19 protein-coding genes are annotated in these 21,544 nt (G+C 46.7%); 8 read left to right on the top strand and 11 right to left on the bottom strand.

The features are described from left to right. Window positions 1-247: 247 nt before the first annotated feature. Window positions 248-1,060 (bottom strand): hypothetical protein, encoded by an 813-nt coding sequence (locus tag QT397_13415; GenBank protein ID WNZ58290.1) that lies wholly within the window; start codon window positions 1,058-1,060, stop codon window positions 248-250. Between the two features lie 431 nt (window positions 1,061-1,491). Between QT397_13415 and QT397_13410 the strand changes: the two genes are divergently transcribed. Both QT397_13410 and QT397_13405 read left to right on the top strand, forming a co-directional pair. After that, window positions 1,492-3,153, top strand: a complete 1,662-nt coding sequence (locus QT397_13410; GenBank protein WNZ58289.1) for a nitrite/sulfite reductase — start codon at window positions 1,492-1,494, stop codon at window positions 3,151-3,153. Further along, the gene (locus QT397_13405) at window positions 3,137-3,685 is read left to right on the top strand and encodes a DUF934 domain-containing protein (protein ID WNZ58288.1); all 549 of its coding nucleotides are present in this window, start codon (window positions 3,137-3,139) and stop codon (window positions 3,683-3,685) included. Before QT397_13410 ends, QT397_13405 begins: the two co-directional genes overlap by 17 nt. A 49-nt stretch (window positions 3,686-3,734) precedes the next feature. Here QT397_13405 and QT397_13400 read toward each other — a convergent pair whose 3' ends face one another. Continuing rightward, window positions 3,735-4,337, bottom strand: a complete 603-nt coding sequence (locus tag QT397_13400) for a TetR/AcrR family transcriptional regulator (protein ID WNZ58287.1) — start codon at window positions 4,335-4,337, stop codon at window positions 3,735-3,737. A 108-nt stretch (window positions 4,338-4,445) separates the two neighbouring features. On the opposite strand from QT397_13400, the gene QT397_13395 reads away from it, so the two are divergent. After that, complete coding sequence (locus QT397_13395; protein WNZ58286.1) at window positions 4,446-5,180, top strand: SDR family oxidoreductase; 735 nt, start codon at window positions 4,446-4,448, stop codon at window positions 5,178-5,180. Between the two features lie 54 nt (window positions 5,181-5,234). Here QT397_13395 and QT397_13390 read toward each other — a convergent pair whose 3' ends face one another. The 3 genes from QT397_13390 to QT397_13380 all read right to left on the bottom strand — a co-directional run bounded on the left by QT397_13390 (window position 5,235) and on the right by QT397_13380 (window position 7,449). Beyond that, window positions 5,235-5,528, bottom strand: coding sequence for a YciI family protein (locus QT397_13390; protein ID WNZ58285.1), 294 nt, complete (start codon window positions 5,526-5,528; stop codon window positions 5,235-5,237). 380 nt (window positions 5,529-5,908) lie between these two features. Then, a complete protein-coding gene (locus QT397_13385) occupies window positions 5,909-6,208 on the bottom strand; it encodes a YciI family protein (protein ID WNZ58284.1) in 300 nt (99 codons plus the stop codon). A gap of 830 nt (window positions 6,209-7,038) precedes the next feature. After that, window positions 7,039-7,449: a GFA family protein gene (locus QT397_13380; protein WNZ58283.1), complete on the bottom strand. Its 411-nt coding sequence runs from the start codon at window positions 7,447-7,449 to the stop codon at window positions 7,039-7,041. A gap of 110 nt (window positions 7,450-7,559) precedes the next feature. Here QT397_13380 and QT397_13375 point away from each other — a divergent pair, with 110 nt between their 5' ends. After that, a complete protein-coding gene (locus QT397_13375; GenBank protein WNZ58282.1) occupies window positions 7,560-7,919 on the top strand; it encodes a helix-turn-helix domain-containing protein in 360 nt (119 codons plus the stop codon). Window positions 7,920-8,213: 294 nt separating this feature from the next. Here QT397_13375 and QT397_13370 read toward each other — a convergent pair whose 3' ends face one another. After that, a complete protein-coding gene (locus QT397_13370) occupies window positions 8,214-8,963 on the bottom strand; it encodes a sporulation protein (GenBank protein ID WNZ58281.1) in 750 nt (249 codons plus the stop codon). Between the two features lie 648 nt (window positions 8,964-9,611). Here QT397_13370 and QT397_13365 point away from each other — a divergent pair. Continuing rightward, window positions 9,612-10,625, top strand: a complete 1,014-nt coding sequence (locus QT397_13365) for an ELM1/GtrOC1 family putative glycosyltransferase (protein ID WNZ58280.1) — start codon at window positions 9,612-9,614, stop codon at window positions 10,623-10,625. 312 nt (window positions 10,626-10,937) lie between these two features. Here QT397_13365 and QT397_13360 read toward each other — a convergent pair whose 3' ends face one another. Then, window positions 10,938-12,830, bottom strand: a complete 1,893-nt coding sequence (locus tag QT397_13360) for an aconitate hydratase (GenBank protein WNZ58279.1) — start codon at window positions 12,828-12,830, stop codon at window positions 10,938-10,940. 708 nt (window positions 12,831-13,538) lie between these two features. On the opposite strand from QT397_13360, the gene QT397_13355 reads away from it, so the two are divergent. The 3 genes from QT397_13355 to QT397_13345 all read left to right on the top strand — a co-directional run bounded on the left by QT397_13355 (window position 13,539) and on the right by QT397_13345 (window position 17,146). Continuing rightward, window positions 13,539-14,225 carry a hypothetical protein gene (locus QT397_13355; GenBank protein ID WNZ58278.1) on the top strand — a complete coding sequence of 229 codons (687 nt, stop codon included), beginning with the start codon at window positions 13,539-13,541 and terminating at the stop codon, window positions 14,223-14,225. A 71-nt stretch (window positions 14,226-14,296) separates the two neighbouring features. Then, a protein-coding gene (locus QT397_13350) for an IS3 family transposase (protein ID WNZ58277.1) occupies window positions 14,297-15,435 on the top strand; the annotation gives its coding sequence in 2 pieces (ribosomal slippage) (window positions 14,297-14,546 and window positions 14,546-15,435; 1,140 coding nt in all). 154 nt (window positions 15,436-15,589) lie between these two features. Further along, on the top strand, window positions 15,590-17,146 hold the full coding sequence (locus tag QT397_13345) for a multicopper oxidase domain-containing protein (protein ID WNZ58276.1): 1,557 nt from the start codon (window positions 15,590-15,592) through the stop codon (window positions 17,144-17,146). Between the two features lie 53 nt (window positions 17,147-17,199). On the opposite strand, the gene QT397_13340 is transcribed toward QT397_13345, so the two are convergent. The 4 genes from QT397_13340 to QT397_13325 form a co-directional block, all read right to left on the bottom strand. Continuing rightward, the gene (locus tag QT397_13340; GenBank protein WNZ58275.1) at window positions 17,200-18,573 is read right to left on the bottom strand and encodes a glutamate decarboxylase; all 1,374 of its coding nucleotides are present in this window, start codon (window positions 18,571-18,573) and stop codon (window positions 17,200-17,202) included. 14 nt (window positions 18,574-18,587) lie between these two features. Then, the gene (locus QT397_13335; GenBank protein WNZ58274.1) at window positions 18,588-20,108 is read right to left on the bottom strand and encodes an amino acid permease; all 1,521 of its coding nucleotides are present in this window, start codon (window positions 20,106-20,108) and stop codon (window positions 18,588-18,590) included. Between the two features lie 220 nt (window positions 20,109-20,328). Next, a complete protein-coding gene (locus QT397_13330) occupies window positions 20,329-21,132 on the bottom strand; it encodes a class I SAM-dependent methyltransferase (protein WNZ58273.1) in 804 nt (267 codons plus the stop codon). 36 nt (window positions 21,133-21,168) lie between these two features. After that, window positions 21,169-21,537 carry an STAS/SEC14 domain-containing protein gene (locus tag QT397_13325; GenBank protein WNZ58272.1) on the bottom strand — a complete coding sequence of 123 codons (369 nt, stop codon included), beginning with the start codon at window positions 21,535-21,537 and terminating at the stop codon, window positions 21,169-21,171. Between the last annotated feature and the right edge of the window lie 7 nt (window positions 21,538-21,544).

The following is a 21,544-nucleotide window of genomic DNA, read 5'->3' as shown; positions in this document are numbered from 1 at the left end:
GCGCGTGGCCACCCAAAAAACACAGGTGGCTACGAAAATTGCGACCAGTGCTACAGCAGCAATTGCATCCACTACATTATCGTCTTCAGAAACTACAGCTACTTCATCATTCATCGAATCTCTCCGATCGTTCTTTATTGTTATTTAAAGTAGTTGGGCCGCTGGATGCGGCAACCCAAGTAGAGCAAATCAAGTCATCAGTTGCAAGGCGGGGCCGGCAAACAACCTTACCGACCCAACTGCCACTCTACGCCTGCCCGGAATAGAGAGCAATATGAAACCCTCCGGTAAGAGCCTGGCCAGTCTTAGCAACCTGTGTACGGCTGTTAACATCGACATTCAGATTGCCCCATTTATTTGGGGAAACTGACATAATTCCATTAACACCTTTGCCCTTGTTAACACTCGTCATATTGCAAAACACCACGGCTCCACCACCACTCTTGTTCGTCGCCAGAGAACCTGGACTCGGGCTTGAGCCATCGGAAATCAGAATATGTACATCGACAGTTTTACCACCCAGCGAGTTTTTTAGAATCCTATTGTTATGATCCAAACAAATATCAATGCCAAAAGTTAAGCCCTTGTACGAAAAAGTACTGTCACCTGCCTTGGTCGAAAAAGCATCATCTGTCTGATACTTATCATTGCCAACTTTATATTTCTTCAGCAGGAAATTGCCACCGGCCAGGATGGGAGCAATGCTCAAGTAAGATGCTGAAGAAAAACATCCACCACCTTTTGTGTAAGCAATAGTCCCTGCAACAATCAGAATGTTCGGGTACTGACGGGAAGCTCTGCGCAGGCCGGAATAAATATCACTCTTGGAGCCCTTGCTTAAAGAGTCGATGTGATTAGTTTTTGCTTTAGAGGCATACCCTGAAAAGTAATACTCCGGCGCAACCAACATCTTTATATATTTATCGTCGGAGTACTCTTGCATCATGGCTTTAGCGCGAGCCAACGCCCCCTCAAACACATCGAAATTACTGTTACTCACACCAGTAAACTTTGATGAATCATCAAACTCAATCATCGCCGCAAGGATATCTTTAGCCATCCCGCTTACCTCTTATATTTTTTTAGGAATTCACTCACTGACTTACCCACTGACCAGCCTCATATGTGACTGGCGATTCGCACTTTATATCACCGCAAGTAAACTGAGAGGCGGTATCAATTCACAGCTAACTGAATTAGCGTCGATTTGCCAGGGCCCCGAAGTGGAGTCGCTACACTCAACAGGTAAGTTGCGGCTAAAAAACAGACAGGACGGCATAGATAGCCATTACTGCAACGCTCCTCGAATCTGCAACAACAGACAAGCACTATGCTGATAAATCTCTCTTATAACTGTTGGTTACAGATATAGCGGAAAATATTGTTATTTATTGCATAAGAGCGCTGGTATGTTATGCGCCAGCGGAGAATCGTCCGGGGCCTGCCCCTTTCTCCACCATCAGCGCACAAAGGCAATGGAATCAAGCTGTTATGTATCGATACGACGACCGGGACCGCGCCATCATCAACGATCGCGTAGCCCAGTTCCGCGGCCAAACGGAACGTTACCTTGCCGGCGAGTTGAGCGAGGAGCAATTCCTGCCGCTGCGCCTGCAAAATGGCCTCTATATTCAGCGACTGGCCCCCATGTTGCGTATTGCCGTTCCCTACGGCCTGCTCAACAGTGCCCAGTTACGCCGTCTCGCTCGCGTAAGCCGCGACTACGATAAAGGCTACGCCCACTTCACTACGCGCCAGAACCTCCAGTACAACTGGCCGCAGCTGGAAGATGTACCCGCTATTCTCGATGAGCTGGCGGAAGTGGAAATGCACGCGGTACAAACCAGCGGTAACTGTATCCGAAATACCACCTCGGACCCCTTCGCCGGCATTGCACTCGACGAGATTGCCGACCCGCGCCCCTACTGCGAGTTGATTCGCCAGTGGTCTACATTCCATCCGGAATTCGCTTTCTTGCCGCGCAAGTTCAAGATTGCCGTCAGTGGTTCAGAGCAGGACCGCGCGGCCATCCGCGTACACGATATCGGTGTGCAGATCGTCAAGCGCGGTGAAGAGATTGGCTTCCAGGTATTGGTAGGTGGCGGTCAGGGCCGCACACCGGTTATTGCCGAGACCATCCGCGACTTCCTGCCGGAAGAAGACCTGCTCTCTTACCTTGAAGCGATTGTCCGCGTTTACAACCAGCTGGGTCGTCGCGACAACAAGTACAAAGCGCGCATTAAAATTCTGGTCAAGGCCCTCGGCCCGGAAGAGTTCGGCCGCCGCGTGGAAGAAGAGTGGCAACATATTAAAGACGGCGCTGAAAAGTTAACCCAGGAAGCATTGGATTGGGCTAAATCCTTCTTCACAGCCCCGGAATATCGCGAGTTTGACGGATCAGCTGCTGAAGCTGCACTGCAACAACAAGCTGACAGCGACAAAGCCTTTGCCCGCTGGCTTGAACGCAACACCTACCCGCACCGGGTACCCGGTTATCGCGCGATTAAGTTGTCCACCAAACCCACTGGTGTCCCCCCAGGTGATGTAACCGATGCCCAATTAGAGGCTATTGCCGATCTCGCCGATACTTTTAGCTTTGGTGAAGCTCGGGTAACTCACGACCAGAATGTGGTACTCGCAGACGTCGAACAGGACAAACTGTTTGAACTCTGGCAACAGGCCCGCAAGCACGGTTTCGCCACACCGAATATCGGCACCCTGACCGATATGATTTGCTGCCCCGGCGGTGACTACTGCTCACTTGCCAATGCCAAGTCCATCCCGGTAGCCGAAGCCATCCAGCGTCGCTTTGACGATATGGACTACCTGTACGACCTGGGTGATCTCAACCTCAATATATCTGGCTGTATGAATGCCTGTGGCCACCACCACGTGGGACATATCGGCATCCTCGGCGTCGACAAAAAAGGGGAAGAGTTCTACCAGATTCAGCTGGGCGGCAGTGCATCCAACGAGGCCAGCCTGGCCAAGGTATTGGGCCCCAGTTTCTCCCGCGCTGAAGTGCCAGACGTGATCAGCAAAATCCTCGACCTCTATGTCGAGCAACGCCAAACGGAAGAGCCCTTTATCGACACCTACAACCGCATCGGCCTTCAGCCCTTCAAGGAGAGAGTTTATGCCAAAGCCAGCTAAACTGGGCCCACAGCCGGGCAACCCCGCAGAACTGATCATCGATGGTGAAGTAAAGACCAACGAATGGCAGCTGGTACCCCAACTGGAAGCGGGAGAGGAGTTGGACCCAAGCACCCTGCCCTCCGGCAAAATTATCCTGCCACTGCGACAGTGGCTGGCGCATCGCGATGCGCTGTCATCCCGCAGTGACGAAGTCGGTGTTTGGCTGGACAGTGAAGAAGGTGCCGAGCAAATTGCGGAAGAAGCTGCCAAATTGCCGGTAATTGCCGTGCACTTCCCGGCATTTGCCGACGGTCGAGGCTTTACCGCAGGCCGTATGCTGCGCGAGCGCTACAGCTTTACCGGAGAGTTACGCGCAGTAGGCGGGTTTATGCGAGACCAGCTGACCTATTTACAACGCTGCGGCTTCAATGCCTACGCATTTGAAGGCGAGCAGCCTCTGGCAAGCCTTAAAGACTCGATGAGCGATTTTGGCGATAGCTACCAAACAGGGGTAGACCAACCGCTGCCCATGTTCCGTCGCCGCTTCTAAAGCTCAATTTAGACCTCTGAATACTCAGAGGTCTAAATTTCCACTTCCATCACGCCTCCAGCCCCAATCCATTAAGTGCAAACTCCAAAGAGGGTTCCACCTCCTTGAGTTCTCGCCCGGATCGCAATACCGATGCTGTGCCATGCAGCAGGGTAATCAGGTACATAGCGCACTCCTCGGCACGCCGATCAAGCCCTATAGCCTGGGACTCTTTATCAAAACGAAACAAGTCAACCAGTTGCTTTACCGCTTCTGCATCAGCAGCTTTTAAAGCGTCAATGGCATCAGAGGGCAAAGCGTCACCGGCAGTTTCTGATAATCCAAACGCCAGATAACAACCCCTCGGGGTTCCCTCCCCCGCTTGCCCTTTAACGGTAGCCAACAAATAACTATGCAATCGCTGCCGTAACGGCACTCCCTCTTCCGTCAGGAACTGCATACGATCTTTGGCATATCTATCCAGGTATTGCCCCAATGAAAGAACAAACAGTTTCTCTTTATTGCCAAAGGAAGAATACAGACTTGGCTTGTTAATCCCCATAGCCTTGGTCAGGTCCGCCATTGAGGCGCCCACATAGCCCTTTTTCCAAAAGACTTTCGTTGCTGATTCCAACGCATGCGCCTTATCAAACTCCGGCTTGCGTCCCGCCATTGGCAATCTCCCAAAAATTGTTTTGACAATATTGTACCGATCGGTAAGACTTAGCTCAAACCTTACCGATCGGTACAATATTGATCAACCCTTCACAGGAGAACGGAATTGAGCATTTCAATCGAAGGAAAAACTGCCCTTGTAACTGGAGCAAACCGCGGAATTGGCAAGGCAATTGTCGAGCGCTTTCTCGACGGTGGCGCAAAAAAAGTCTATCTGGCCGTGCGTAACCCAGAAACAACGACAGAGCTGACAGAAAAATATGGCGACAAAGTCATCACATTGGAACTCGATGTGGCAAAAGCCCAAAGTGTAGGGGCGGCGGCAAAGGCGATTCAGGAATTGGATATTCTGGTGAACAATGCCGGGGTACTTGCGCCCGCAGACCCGCTAAGCGACCATGTAGAGGACTCACTTAAGCAGGAACTGGAAGTGAATACCTTTGGGCTTGTCCGTGTAGCCAAAGCATTCACCCCCCATTTGGAAAAGAGCAAAGGCGCCCTGGTACAAATGAATTCGGTAGTATCCTTGCGTACCTTCCCACACGTTAGCACCTATTCCGCATCCAAAGCCGCCAGCTACGCAATTACCCAGGCACTTCGAGAAACGCTGCAGGAGCGAGGCGTACAAGTATTGAGTGTTCACCCCGGCCCCATCAAAACAGATATGGCCAAACAGGCTGGACTGGAGGACGGAGAATCCCCCAGTGCAGTAGCTGAGGAAATTGTTGGCGCGCTAAAAAATGGGGATTTTCACCTCTTCCCGGATGCCATGTCGCAGACTTTTGAAGCCGCTTATCAGAGCTTCTCTGATTCGGTGATCACCGCAGACCTTAGCGAATAACACGGCCGAAGATTGTCTGAGTAAGAAGTAACACAAGCCTCGAAGGAACCCGATCTAGGGTTCTTTCAAGAGGCTGGAAAATTCCTCTGAAGCCATAACGGGTACAAACTCAGTGATCGTAAAAGTCGACGCCCCATGTTTTGTGAAAGGGTCTTCTTCCAGAACCTTTCGCAGCACCTCCTTGGAGGGATGACGTGAAATAATTATCGCGCCAGTTCTAGGCTCTTTCGCCCCGCCAAAAAGCAGGTCTCCCGATTTATAGTGTCCCTCCAGGTAGCTCACATGCTCCGCCATTAACTCTGGGGTCAGTTTTTTAATATCCGGGAAATTCAAGTTCACTAAAAACATAACGTCTCCCCCTCCTTAGGGGCTATATATCAACTCTTTACACCACTTTAAGCTTGCAGAAATAACCTCCACCAAACTAATAGATAGCTAATCTTTTCATCTTGGCGGTAGAGGATAATCCCCAAGCAGTAGTTTAAATGGAAACCATCGGAGATTGATGATCGGGCATCATTTAATTTAATGGTGCCATCACGTACCTTTCTTTAGGCAAAAGTGCTAAATAGACGATACTTCAGATTAATCAAGTTACATGTGGCCTGAAGAACTTCATCTGCCTTCCAGGCTATGGTATCCCCCTCAAAGCCACATACCAAACTCCTCTCAAAACATTTGGGGATTAATGCGATGGCACTCCCTCTTTGAGCTCACTCTTTAGACTGTTAATGCGAACTCATCTTTAGAAGGTGTAAAAACTGTTCAGAGGCCATAACAGGCTCAAATTCGGTTAGCGAATAAACTGCCACTCCACTTTTTATAAAAGGGTCCTCATCAAGCACTCTCCGCAATGCTTCTTCACTGTTGTGGCGAGAAACAATAACCCCTCCAGTCCTGGGATTTTTCCTTCCTCCAAAGAGTAAACTTCCAGACTTGTACTCTCCTTCCAGATAAAGCCTATGCTCCGCAGTCAGTTCTGGGGTTAGCTTTTTCATATCCTTAAAATGCATATCCACTAAAAACATACCCATTCCCTCTTCTCTAAAAACACTATAAGATTGCTACTGATTTCGTAGCAACTGTAACGCTACTAATTTAGAAGCGCAAGAACCATGATAACTCCTCTACCGAAAAAAACTGTCAGAGGCTCGACTAGCGGCATAGCCATTATGGCTGTATTCGATCTGCTCGGGCGAAAATGGAATATGAGAATACTGTGGGAACTGAGGAACACACCCCGGAGCTTCAGGGAACTCCAAGCCCAGTGTGATGCCATGTCCCCTTCGGTACTAAATACAAGAATCAAACAGTTGAGCGAAGCTAAATTGATTAATAAGTGTACGAATGGATATCAACTGACAGATCTGGGGGTTTCGTTAATGGAAACCCTTGATCCGCTGAGGGAATGGGCTAATAACTGGGAGGAATTCCTCAAGGCCTAATGGACACTCTGTAAAAACCAAAACCCAAGAGCCTTGCAGCCTAGATGCCGCTGGGTTCTTGGAGGCAGGCCAACTATCGCTACAAAATGGACTGAACTGATAGGGCTGTCTCATTATCACTCGCATCATGCGCTAGCGAAAACGAATAATATTAATCGCCGCGTAAACCAAATCTACGAATAATTCTGCCAAACAATGCACCTGCTCACCATCAAGGGTTAAGGAGGGTTCAATCTCTTTAGAGGTCAACAAACCACTGCTCTCAAGGGCACTCTTATGGGTTACCTTTTTGTGCCCGTAAGCGGCGAGTCATGGGGATTGCAGGGAGATAAATTGAGAGAAATGTGATTTTCAGAAGTTTCCTTAACCCAAAAACAGCTGTGCGCTGCATCCCCTACTTTTGATTGTTAAGGTCATATTTCTGGCATTTTTTCAAATTTTTGTAATTCCGGGTCCATATAGTCCCAAAATGCACCACTACCAGCATATACCACCATTGTCGGGTTGAATTGCTCCAGGTCATGAAGACTTCCAGCGCGGATAAATTCAAACTGCGGCATACCGCTATTTTCCGCATAAATATGCGAACCGCAGCGAGGGCAAAAACCTCTTCTTACTGTATTGCCGCTATCTGTCTGCTTCTCATGAAATGCAAGATCGCCACTAATGGCTAAGCTTCCGCGAGGAATAGCGATGTTAGCGATGTGTCCAGCCCCGCTAATTTTCTGACAATCTGTACATTGGCAATGACCCGCCATTACCGGCTCTTCAGAGCAAGAATAACTAATATAACCGCACAGGCATTCTCCAGATATTTTGGACATAAATTTTCCCTGTTACTTACAAAGTTGAAGTAACCTTAGCCTAAATCAATAACTTCAACTTCGCAAGTAACTAGGCTAGTATTTCATTTTCTGGCAGTAAGAGTGTGAGCATGAGTCCTGATAATCAATTTTTACGTTCGGGATGCCCTATCGTGAACGGACTGGACGTATTCGGCGATAAGTGGACATTAGTTATTCTAAGAGACTTACTGTGTGGTAAAGAGACCTATAGCGAGCTAGCTGACTCACCAGAGAAAATACCAACCAACAGACTCGCAGAAAGATTAAAAATGCTAGAAGCAGAGGGAATGTTGGTGAGGGTACAATATCAATCAAAGCCTAAGCGATATAAGTACCTGCTAACACAGAAAGGCAAGGATGTCTTACCGATTCTTCAGGCAATCGCCAAATGGGGAAATACATATTTTGAAGGCTCATGGATTCCCCCGAAGTGGTTTATGGAAACCTAACCCTTTGATTCGGGGCCAGAAGCGCAACAATTCCGCAGGACAAAGCTAAGCTGAAAATTTAGCAATAACAGCAACTTTTATGCATTTTTACTCCGAAATTGCTCTCCATAAATGGCCAGAAGCTTATGATATTGACTCTGCCTGTTATGCTCCCCCCAATCTCATTAAGAAACCCTCCTGAATCACTAACGAACCTGGCGGCAGTTGATACTAAGAGTATACTGTTTTACTTGAACACTTTTGCCCCTAAGGGCCCGGCAGCTCAGTGCCGCCAGACTCTATGGATCAGCTCATCTATAGAGACAAAATAGACTGAACCGCTGCGACAACCTCATTATCACTCGCATCATGCGCTAATGAAAACGAATGATATTCATCGCCCCGCAGACCAAATCTGCGATCAATTTCAGCCAAACAGTGCACCTGTTCACCATCAACGATAAAGGAGAGTTCAATCTCTTTTGAAGTCAATAAGCCACTACTCTTAAACTCTATCTCCTGGTAGCAACCAGACCGGGAGACAAAATTGCTTCCACGCAAATGCCCCTTTTCAACATCCGCTTTTACCATTTTAAAGCCACTTTCCTCGATCATGGAAAGTACCTTCTCTACAACGGGTAAAGGTCTTATCCGCAAGGGATCCCTGTCTTTCGGATCCAGCGCAAAATCAATATCCAGGGAAGTTTCCAGCCACACATAGCTTTTATTTCTACGGGTGTTTAAAACAGTAACTGGCGTCTCTTCATGCAACGCCAACTGAAAAGGAACTTCCCGGCTCTCTCCAGCGCCAATAGTGAAAGGGTCCTGTACCTGTAATTCATTCAGTACAAAACGCTCATGGCTTACCCCTTCATCGGTCTCCACCTTGATCTCGGTGCAGAGCTTTAAACTTATAGCATCCACCTGCTGGTCGATATCACCACCAATGATATGGATAGCCCCTTCAATGATTCCACCCTGAACTTGCTCAGAGTTTTGTAGAACTGTATCAACTTTAGCTGCACCAATACCTATTGACGCTTTGAGTTTTTGAAACATAGACATACTTGGGGTACTCACCTAACCAAACAACCTGGCCTTAAAATATGGACTTCAACCTATTTCTTAGCCCAATAAATAGTGTCCAACATTAACACAAATCCAATTTAGGTAATACCAGGCCCAATAAGTTCATTTATGTCTTGAACTTCTACATAAATAATTGATAACACCTATACCTACCTCTACCAGGTTCAGGGAGAGCTTGCCTGATTAAAAAGAGATATTTTTATTACATATTTCCCCCAACAGTAAAAAATTTAATGCTTGAATAAGGCCACTTACTTTTTCTGAATGTGTCATTTTTCGTTGGAATATCGGCAAAATCCTAACTGTTGTTAAGAAAATTCCAGCAGTACCATAGTATCTGAGCCCTATTTATACCGAAGAAGTAAAAATATGATCAGAAATAGTTTCAAAATTACACCTTCTCACACCTACATCATGCTGCAAGGGCTAGACCACTATCTGCAGCATCAGAAGTCGATAACAAACTAAAGGTAGATTGTAAGTTTAAATCTGCAAATTGAGACTCTCCATCTCAGCCACTACGTATAGAAACTCCATCTACAGAAAATTGAGAATAATCAATTTAGGGTACTCCTATTCACTTAGAGCCCCCTAGAAACATTTCTCAAACCATTAAGCAAGGTTATGCACATTTTAATTATTTACGATGGAAAACCGGGCCATCTCAGTCCTTCGCTGGGGCTATACCAGCTACTCTCCCGCCACTCCAAGGGCAAATATTCTTATGAAATCACCACCAGTAAACCAGTTTTAAAGGCCCTAAATAAACCAATAAGACTATTGACTCGACATCTCGCCAGAAACGCACACAAATTTATCATGCTCTTTCACAGAAACCCCTCCTTCAAAAGAAAACCAGATCTAATTATTTCATTTGGTGGGAATAGCGTTGCTGCGAACGTTGCACTAACCCAAAAAACACAATGCATGAATATTGCCATAGGAAATATTTACAGCTTCAGGAAAACCGACTTCTCTCTAACCCTATCTACCAAAGAGGACATTAAGAAATCTAGGCAATACCTTCCATTTAGCCGCATAGATGTAAATTTATGCAAAGCATTGGGCGACAACTTAAAGAAGAAACACCACAAACCCTTTTATACTTTACTTATCGGAGGCAATGGAAGCGGCTATAAATACACACGGAAGGATTATATAGACTTGATAGAAGAGCTAAAAAAAATAGCGATCTATCAAAATATTTCATGGCTAATTAGCACCTCAAGAAGAACCCCTAAATATGTGGCTGAGCTAATTGAAAGCAACATGCCATTTGATACATGCTTCAACTTGCTAGATTATGAGGCCCCCAATGCCAGCCTCGAAGAAATACTCGGTGCAAGTGAAGCTGTCTTTATAACCGAAGACAGTTCATCAATGATTTCTGAGGCCCTTGCCCTATCTAAACCTATATATACTTTAGTCCCCCAAGAGAATAACATCTACGGAGCCCACAAAACTCTCATTGAGAAACTTTACAGTGAAACTTATATAAAGAGGATGGAGATTTTCGAACTGGCCAAGACCTTTAATGATTCTCTATCAAAAGATTTCAACTTAGATTATGGATACCATTCTAAAGCAAGATACGATGAAATTATCTCTGCGCTTGACATCAGCAGCAATGGTAGGTGAGCGATCTCAACCCCTTAAATTGACCATCATGACGACAGGGACTTTAACACAAAGATCTATTGATATATAACCTGAGACAAACTTTTAACGGCAAGAGATCCTGCACATTCAAACTAGTCAATTGCAGTAGCAAAAACTACTAGCAGAAAATAATATTCTCTCTAGCCTCATCAAGCGAGTAGAACTTCATCAAAAGCCAACCTAAATTTTAATCTATACATCAACTGCCAATTCATAATTAAAAATATCGTTCTAAAAAATACAAGCAAGTATTTTGCGTGGAGAGCCAACCCCACACCACCCTGCACACTGTTAAAATGAGCCCATATCTTCCAGAGACCTTCTCAACAACCCCTTAATATAGTTGATGCGGCCTCCAAATTTAATTATTTCAATTTCTTCTTGGGAAAGATCATTTTCCAACCAAATCTTAATACCTTTTGTCACATTTCTCAGCTCTAGTATCTTGTTACCCCCTGTACAGCTTGAGAGATCATAAAATTGAAGTTGATCATCTTTACTAAATGCGTCAAAATCGCTTGGATTACAAAATGTTAAAATGAGAATTCCGTGGTCAATAAGATTCTTGCGATAGAGTCCAGCTACACTTTTGGCTATGACGCAGCGCACTCCCAGGTATCGCAGAGTAATTGAGGCATGCTCCCGGCTCGACCCATGACCTAAACTGTTGCCAGCAATAAGAAATATATCCTCCTCGGTGCTCAAAGCCCGCTGATAAAAAGATTCATCTACATTTGAAAAAGCAAAGCGGCTTAACTCTGGGACATTTGACCAATAAGGCAAAGCATCCGCACCTCCGGGAATAATATCATCGGTTGAAACATTATCCTCCAGCTTTAAAAGAGCAGGGCCTTCGATCACACTTAACATTTTTTCCAGAACTGGCAAAGGCTTGATGTTGGGGCCCTTTCTAACCTCAACTTTCACTGGTATTTCCTGCGGTGGCTCCAATAGTGACCGCATATCCATTAGATGTTCAGGCTCTTCAAATACCGGATAATCCATGTCTAAATTTCTGGGGTCAGTTATTTTTCCTTTCAGGGCGCTGGCCGTCGCAGTCTCTGGGCTGCATAAATAGACGCTATCTTCTTTAGTTCCCGAACGCCCAGGGAAATTTCTCGGCACAGTTCTAAGACTATTGTGCCCGCTAGCTGGGGCTTGCCCCATACCGATACAGCCACCACAGCCGGTTTCATGCAAGTAAGCCCCTGCACCAAGCAGTTTTTCAAGGTCACCATTATGAGTCAGCTCATGAAGTAGTTGGCGCGACGCGGGATTAATATCTAAAGAAACCTCGTGCGGTACAAAGAGACCATTTACCATCCGGGCGGGAATAGAAAAATCACGCAACCCAGGGTTAGCCGAAGAACCGATATAGCTCTGAGAAACTGGCCTACCTTCAACTTCACGAACTTTAACAACCTTATCCGGCCGCGAGGGGCAAGCGATCATCGGTTCAATTTTCGATAGGTCTAAAGTTGCAACCTCATCATAGGTTGCATCCTTATCGGCAAGCAACTCGACAAAGTCGTTCTCGCGCGACTGCTGCCGCAAGAAAAGCCTCACTTGATCATCAGCAGGAAAGACACTTGTTACGGCCCCCATTTCCTGCCCCATATTGGCGATTACGTGACGATCCATTGCTGTAAGGTTTGCCAATCCAGGGCCGTGATATTCAACGATCTTGTTCCAGCAACCTCTCAATGTATATCTACGTACAAGTTCCAAAATAACATCTTTAGCGCTTACCCATGGCTGTAGCTCCCCCTCTAAACGCACCCCCAAAATAGTTGGCATTACCAGAGAGAGCGGAAATCCCATCATTGCAAGCGCAACCTCAATTCCTCCGGCTCCTATTCCTAACATACCTAACGAGCCCGCAGCACATGAGTGGCTATCCCCACCTAAAAGGGTTTTACCGGGGATACCAAAACAAGCCATATGGACAGGATGACTAATACCATTTCCTGGTCGCGAGTACCATATCCCGTAGTTTCGACAGGAACTTTGCAGGAACACGTGGTCATCACCATTCTTATGGTCTGCCCTCAATACATTGTGATCCACATACTGAGCGCATATTTCTGCTTTCACCTGCCTCGCCCCCAAAGCTTCAAGCTCCAACATCACTAACGTGCCGGTGGCATCCTCACTGAGGACTTGGGAGCCTCTGAATAACTCCATGATACCTCTGGCATGCAGAGCGGTTCACAATCAAGGCGCGGCTTCGCAGGAATGTCTAGACCTTTCAAGAAGTCGCAACGCGGAGTGTGAATCGCTCTGCAAGCCCCGAAGGGCGGGCCTTGAAGACCACAGCTGCTGCGTTGCAGCTCTTGCAAAGGGCTACGGCCATTCGCGGCGAGCTGCGCCTAGCATCTGCAGCCTTCAAGACCCGCAGAGGCATTACAGGTTTATTCAGAGGCTCCCTTGGTCAATTTTAAGCTCGATAACACTTTGGGGAGCCATATTCCCTTTGACCAAATGACTTTCAATTAACTTTCTAGCTACGTTTAGGCCTGTCATTAAGTTACACTAACGAACTCTAATACTTACCCACCTAGACAACTTATTGGCCTAGCAATTCTGTTTTCGTTATCGACATAACTAGAAATAACGTATTAGTATAAATAAATATCCATTAGAATAATTAAATATATTTAGAAGCTCAAATCAAAGAAACTATTTTTATCTAAAACATGCACACCCAACAGCCTTCACAGCAACTCAAACCGCCTCATACGATAGAAAACTTCACCTTTCGGCACTACCAGATTGCTTGTCCCGTACAAACATCAAGAAGAATTACCCTGGCTGAATGTCATATATAGAGAAATACTCAACATAAGCATGTTAATATTCAATTAATAGGAAATTCCAGCAGGATATTCGGAATTGAAAGTTTTACTTCTACCAGGACTTGATGGAACAGGAACACTGTTTTCAGGTTTGATTAAGGCACTACCAAAACAATGGACAACCGAAACTATCTGCCTTTCCAAGCTCCCAGGGGATAGTTACCTGGCTCAAGCTCAATCAATCGCCAAGAGCTATCTCAATGAGAAGACTTACATTATTGCTGAATCCTATTCAGGAAGAGTTGCATATGAGCTATCCCTTTTAGCTCCCGAGAAAATTTTAGGCATTACCTTTATAGCTAGCTTTATAAGCTCTCCTTCGCTGCTATCCAAGGCGGCACAACTAGCTCCAATCTCGCTTATAGACTGCCCATCTTTAACCAAAATCACACTAAATTTCTTTGGTTTCAATGGCAAAGGCAGTGACATACTCATTGACAGCACCTATAACGCCCTACTAAATACCAACAGAGGCAAACTAAAGCAAAGGCTTCATAATATCGCCTCTATCTCCAAACCATCCCAAAATTTGGAAATCCCTGCCGTCTATATCCGCCCGGATAGAGATCGACTTGTAAGTAAAAAAGCTGCCATCGATATATCTGCGATATACATCAACCTCAATGTCATTGATATTCCAGGTGGGCACTTTATTGCTCAGGCACACCCCAACAAAGTCGCGAGAATTATTATGAATTTTGCAGAAGGATTATTGCTACCCTAACTTGCCTCTGTAGTGGTCTAATCCTTCCGGACACTTCGCTAAGATGGTAAAACTACCAAGCGAGGTGAAGTATGACAACAAAAGGTACACGTCGGCATTTCAAGCCGGAATTTAAGAAAGACGCCGTAGCGCTAGTCTCTGAGCAAGGGTATTCAATTTCTAAAGCAGCAGAGGTTGTAGGAACAACAGCCAATAACCTGCGACGCTGGATAAAGGAACTGAAGCAGGAAGAAGACGGTGTGAGGTTGGATGTAGGTGAGCGCGCAGAATTAGAGCGATTACGACGTGAAAATAAGCAGTTGCGGATGGAGAAAGAAATCCTAAAAAAGGCCAGCGCCTTCTTTGCGAAAGAAATGAAATAAAGTACAGCTTTATTGAAAAACAGCAAGGCAGCTTTCCTGTTAGGGTGCTCTGCCGGGTAATGCAAGTAAGTAAAACTGGTTATTACGATTGGTGTTGCCGTGGTAATAGCTCAATAGATGCTCAAACATGGCAACTATGCCATCGTTTGAAGGCCCTATTTGCAGAATCTAGACAGAGCCTGGGAAGTCGTCGGTTAATGAAGCTGTTACGTAAAGAAGGCTTTGAAGTCGGGCGCTATCGAGTCCGCAAGCTCATGAAAAAGCTAGGCTTGGCAGTAAAGCGTAAGAAGCGATTTACACTGACGACAGACAGTAAACATCACCTGCCGGTCGCAGAGAACCTTCTGAATAGGGAGTTCTCACCGAGCGCTAAAAATCAAGTTTGGACGACTGATATTACATATATTTGGACTTCGCAGGGCTGGTTGTACTTGGCGGTAGTGATTGATCTCTATTCGCGCCGGATTATTGGTTGGCATCTAGATCGCAAGATGGAAACGGCCCTGGTAACTCGTGCGTTGATGATGGCTGTCAATTTGCGTTCGCCCCCAAAAGGTCTCCTGCATCACTCTGATCGTGGCAGTCAGTATGCCAGCCATACCTACCAAACGTTATTGAGTCAGCATGGGATGGTGTGTTCAATGAGCCGTAAGGGAAATTGTTGGGACAACGCACCGACTGAACGTTTCTTCAGCAGCCTGAAGCGGGAGTGGGTAACGGGAAACCTTTATCCGACAAGGGAGGATGCGGTAGCAGATGTAAGAGCCTATATTGCTTATTACAACTCACGCAGAATACATACAACACTGGGAGACCTAGCCCCTATCGAATTTGAGAAATGTGCTTAAAGAAGTGTCCGGTTGGAGTTGACCACAACACTCTCAATTAACAATCATATGGCGAGCAAATCCAGAAATAATCCAGCCTTAGAATCTAAACTGATATTCGTTCATAAAATACCCCTTACCAATCTTGCTTCCCACAAAATCCTCGGAGTTAACAGTGAGCAATAGAGAGCATATTTCCTTTCTAGAACCAATAAAAAATCCACCCGCTTACTCAATGGATAAAGAAAATAGAAAACTAGAACTTAAACTTGATGTACAGTACGAAAAGAATAACATTTTCAGTTTTTACAAAACCCATGACACACCAACCTGGACCCGTGTATTTTCATCATCAATCACTCAAGAAGCAGGTTTCACACTGACAGGCCCTACCATTGAAATTCGCGCTGATAGCCACCTTACTATCCAGACAAACAACCTGCTGCCAGAGGAAGACCCCCTCAATACACCCGCTACAATAAACTTCCCCCATGAGTTCAATACCTACAACTTACATACTCACGGGCTCCACGTCTCCCCAGAATCTCCGGCCGACAATGTCTGCATGAAGATCAAACCAGGGGAAAGTTATACCTACGAATACGACATTCCCAAGGACCAACCCCCAGGACTCTACTGGTACCACCCCCATAAGCACGGCTCTGTCGCTATACAAGTCGGCAGCGGGATGGCAGGTGCCCTAATCGTAAGGGATGAATTTGAGGCAATGGGAGTTAAGGAACATATTCTTGTCTTCCAGAATATTGCCGTAGATGAGCACGGAAAAGTAGAGGATCAACACCAGGTCGCTAAGTTCCCAGATAGTGAATACTGTATTACCGTTAACGGACAATACTGCCCTATCATTCATGCAACGGTGGGTGAGCTTCTCAATCTGAGACTTCTCAATGCTACCATCAGGACATCGATAGATATCGATTGCCCTTGGTTCGCGCAAATGTATATCTACGGGTTTGATGGAAACCCTACTGATGACTACCGCCTACAAGACGGAGTAAGCCTGGGCCCCGCTAATCGAGCCTCCCTTTTCTTAAAAATCAGTGAAGCCGCCACTCCGGGAGCTCATTTTTACATTTACAATAATGCGATTGAGTTCCAACAAATGCCGCATTATAAGTACCATAACAACAGTCCACTTTTTGTTATTGCCATTGCCCAGGGGGAGGAAATCGGAACGGCAATCTATGCCCCCAGCAAACCACCCGCCCGATGTGCACCCCCACCCTTCCCCAGCAGTTTTAAAGTGGACTTACTGAAACCTATTACAGATGATGAGATCACCAATACACGTCGACTCACTTTCCAGGCCAACACGCTTGATGACCCCCAAAAATATTATCGCGGGCTGAATGTCAGTATTGACCATTCACCATTCGAAGGGTGTGAAGTGGTTAATCATTACGTAGAGCTTGATGCAGTAGAGGAGTGGACCTTGGTTAATGAAAGTGAATTCCCCCACCCAATCCATATTCATGTAAATCCGTATTATGTTATCGAGGTGGCTGGAGAAGATCCCATGCACCACACACTCAAACTACCGTTTTGGTGCGACACCTTTCAAGTACCGCCCCATGGACATGTCAAATTCCGTACTCGTTTCAAGGATTTTACCGGAAAGTATCCTCTGCATTGCCACTTACTTTATCATGAGGATGGGGGCATGATGCAGCATGTTAGAGTTGTCAAAGATGCCTCTGAGATTCCAAAATAGCCCACTTATCTATCCAGTCATTGAATGCAAGGATCGTTAAAGTCCCGTAAGAATTAACACTTACTGGGGGCCACTTTTTGCGGGTCATGTAACTTGGGCGGAGTTGCATTACCACAATGCTTACTCAACCAATCGCAAGCATGGATAATATCCTTTGCAAGGCCACTGATTGCATTCTGATTGAGATGAGGGCGAACAACAATTCTCAGAGAGTTTACAGACTGAGCGTTTGGCGGCATCGAATAGGCAGAAAGAACCCATCCCCGTTCACGTACTTTATTGGATATATCATATTCATTAAAATTCTTATATTTTTTATTCAGGGTCATGGCAACAACCGGGATTCTCTGGGTTTTATTCATTATTTCAAAGTACCCACTGGCCACCAGAAGTTGACGAAGAGTCTGCGCATTCTCCAAGGTGTGCTGCATAATCTGCCTGTAACCCTCATAGCCTAGACGTATAAAGTTGTAATACTGGTAGGCAACCGGCGATGCATTTCGGCTAAAGTTCAATGTGGCTGTAGGCATCTCCCCACCCAGGTAATTAACATAGAACATCAAGTCTTCATCAAAAACTGCTCTTTCACGAAAAATTATCCACCCCAATCCCGGCGGCACCAAGCCAAACTTGTGCCCGGAGGCATTGATAGATTTCACTCTTGGCAAACGAAAATCCCATTTGTAATTCGGATAGAGAAATGGATTAACAAATCCTCCCGACGCCCCATCAATATGCATAGGGATATCGTTTCCTGTTCTCTCTTCATACTTATCCAACCAGTTTTGAATCGCCCTAAATGCATCATCCTCACCGGTAAAGGTTTGCCCGGCGATAGCGACAACAGCGATGGTATTCTCATCGACCAATTCATCCAGATGTTCACTGGTAAAGCGGTAATGACCAGGCTTTAACGGTGCTATGCGCGGCTCCACATCAAAGTAGCGCATAAATTTTTCCCAAACGATCTGCACATTGGCTCCGGTAACCAGGTTAGGTTTTGAGCCGTCTTTGCCGGCTTGCTGCCTCTTCTTACGCCAATTCCACTTGTGCGCCAAACCAGCCAACATGCAGGCCTCTGACGAGCCTATGGTCGCTGCGCCGTATGGCTCTACTCCCTCAGGTCCATTCCAGAGGTTGTGTAACCAGCGAACCATTCGCGCTTCCATCGCAAACAGCTGAGGATACATGTCGTGATCAATATAGTTCTTCAGGTAATGTTTCTTGGCGACCTCAAATGCTTCTGACTCAGTAAAAGTTGTGACAAACGAAGATAAGTTCATCGCAGGCTTTGCGTCAGCCCAGGTTTCACTGGTTACGATAGCCTCGGCAGCCTCTGCTGAAATACTACACCGGGGAAAGTGCTTTTCTGGAATATCTTCATTGTATTCGTCAAAGAACCTATCAAATGGAGATTGCTCTTTCACTACCTACCTCCGGCTCACTCATCAATATCAGAAAATGACTGCTGTTGATGGCCACCCTCCCCCCGCCAGGAGGGATTGTGAAAATAGAAAATTAACAAGGGAACGGTGATCGCTATAGCAATTCCAGCCAGGTTGAGAGCAACATAAGTTACAGGATTTTTTATCGTGAGCTGTTCTGGCGGGAAAAATGAAACTACCAAGGCAAAAACAACGGAAATTAAGCCTATTCCAGCAACAATACAAACCCCTGGCAGCCCTCCGGGGATACGAAAACTTCTGGGTAAGTCTGGTTGCGTGATCCGTAACCGAATAACCGCAGCAAACATCATTATGTACATAATGATATATAAGCTAATAGCCATCACTGAAATCAAAACAAAAGCTGTAGATACATTATCCATTAAAATATAAATGGACGAGATTGCCGCTACCACTACAAACTGTGCGAGGAGAATATTTTTTTGTACACCCACCCGGTTTTCTCGCTGAAACCAGGGCGGCAACATCCCATCCTGGGCCGTAGCCAGTAGCCCTCGACTGGGGCCAGCCAACCATGCCAAGGCACCACTTAGTGCACCATAGCCAATTAGCCAGGAAAGTGCTTGCACGGGCCATTGAACCCCAAGTAGCTGCCCAAAAGCTCTTTCGTAAGCTGTAAATAAGCCAGTTTCTACAGATATCTCTTTATAGGGCAAAATTGCAGCAATAGAGAGTGCGCCGAGAGTGAACACCAGGATGGAAATAACGGCGGCGATGGCGATTACAGCTGGATATCCTCGACGGGTATCACGTAGTTCCGACACATGCGTGGCCTGTGCTTCCACCCCAGCAAAGGCAAGTAAAATACCCCCGAGAAAAGCAATAGCCCCCAAACCGTTAATATGGGGAAACCAGCGCGGGTGATCATAACCATCCCGACGCACTGCTACTTCCGGGTCGGTCAAGGTCTCCCAGCCAATAGGATTACCACTCACCACCCACCAAACAGCCAGGATAATCAAAATCAAACAGGGAAATACGATACCCACCAGAAATCCAAACTGTGCCACTTTTACCAGAAAGCGGGTTCCAGTAAGAGCAATCAGGGTCGCTAGCAAATAGGCAAGGATGCAAAACCCACCGATATAGTAGGTATTCTGGGCGATGGTATTATCGCCCACCGCATAAGCCACCGCCGCTGCGGCAAAACCCAACTCTGTGGGATACCAAACAATGCACTCGATCCATTGCAACCATATAGCGACAAAACCCACCTTCGGGGTGAAGGCCTCACCAACCCAGGTATAGACACCCCCAGTGCGCTCTGAAAAGGCGCTACCAAGTTCTGCCGACACGAGCCCTGCAGGAATCAAGAACAACAATGCCGCAAAGCCGATATAGAAAAACATCGTCAGTTCTTCTTGCGCCATCATCGGCAGGGTACGCAAGCTGGTAACGACCGTTGCGGCAGTTAGGAGCCCGAGAGCAGCCACAGAAAACATCTTTCTGTTGGCAATATCCGGGGTGCTCGATGCACTGCTCCCTTTTGGTCGCACTGATGGGACCTCCCTGGAGTGCAATATTTTTGCGGCAGTACAAAGAAGCAAAGCCTATCGTGGGAGCCTGCGGGATAGATGGGATAACAGAGGTGCCGCTACCAAGGCATAAGCCGCCCTTTTAGCAACGGACTTATGGAAACATAGAATTCATAGCAAGTCGGTGCCCACACCATCTTTCACCCAAGGAGAAATCGGCTAGGGCAGTGGTATGTGGCAGTTAGCCTGGAACCCCATGTTTGGTGTAGATATCGAAGCGTCCGGATTTCCCCTCCAAGGAAAGGTTGGGCTTCATATCAGCCAAATAGGGGGCAAGCTTAGGGCGCTTAACTACTGTGCGGTAGTAGCAGGCCGCCAAGGCAGGGCTCAATAAGCTATCCGCATCCTCATCAGTCCCAACCAAATGATGGAAGGCAGCCATTTCCTTTTTGACCTTGGCAGCTTTCCCCCGCGCAGGGAACATTGGATCCAGATAAATAACAGGGATGGATTCCTCCGATTGCAGCGCGAGCCACTCTGACGCCGCCGTACAGCAATCCACCAAGCTCATTCGCTCAGAAATTGCAGCCAACTCAGCATCCCCGATAGACGCCTGTCGCAGCCGGCGTATTCCATCTTTCAGCAATTGGAAAACAACCGGGTTGCGCTCCAGCATCTGCACCTCACATCCCAGCGCCGCCAGAACAAAGGCATCTCTACCCAAACCAGCGGTGGCATCGAGGACTTTGGGGTGGAAGCCAGAACGCAAACCAACAGCTTTTGCTACCGGTTGAGCTTTACCGCCGCCATACTTGCGGCGATGAGCAAGTGTTCCAGCAACAAAATCCACCCATACTGGCCCGGCTGCTTTGCGCCCGGTCGCACATAACTGCAGTTGCTCTCCGAGACACAACACTTGGGGAAAGTCGACCACATCAGCAGGAGAAATAGCTCCAAGGAGGGGGTAATCTAACTGAGCGGATAGTTCTTCCGCTGCGGAAACATATTCTGGCGCCGCAGCGACAATAGCCAACGATGGACTCACCTGCCCTCCAGGTAACATTGAAAAAGGGAGGCGATGCTAACCCGGTTTTTGTAACCATTCCAGAGCTTGAGCGGACTCCTCTTCGGGAAAGGGACGCACCTCAGCACTGATGAAGTGACAGGCAAGGTTGGGCATAAAGCGGAGGATAGGATTATCGGTAACCACGGCTATCCGGCGGATATGTCGTTGATGCTCTCGAATAAAGCGAAAATGAGAGATCATTGCGACGAAGCTCTCCCAGCCAGCAAAATCTCCCGCATTGACTAGCAACCCTTCTATACGTCCCCGCTTACTGATGATCGGATCAACTTGCGCGGCTAGCAACTGGAAGTCCTCAACGGTTAACTTCCCAACTGGTCTAACCTCGAGTATTCGATCACCCTGATGCCAGATATGCTCAATCATATTTTGA

Origin of the sequence: Microbulbifer sp. MKSA007 (genome assembly GCA_032615215.1) — a bacterium.
Lineage (GTDB): Bacteria > Pseudomonadota > Gammaproteobacteria > Pseudomonadales > Cellvibrionaceae > Microbulbifer.
Note: the sequence above shows the minus strand (reverse complement) of the source record. Positions and strands in the feature narration are given on the sequence as shown.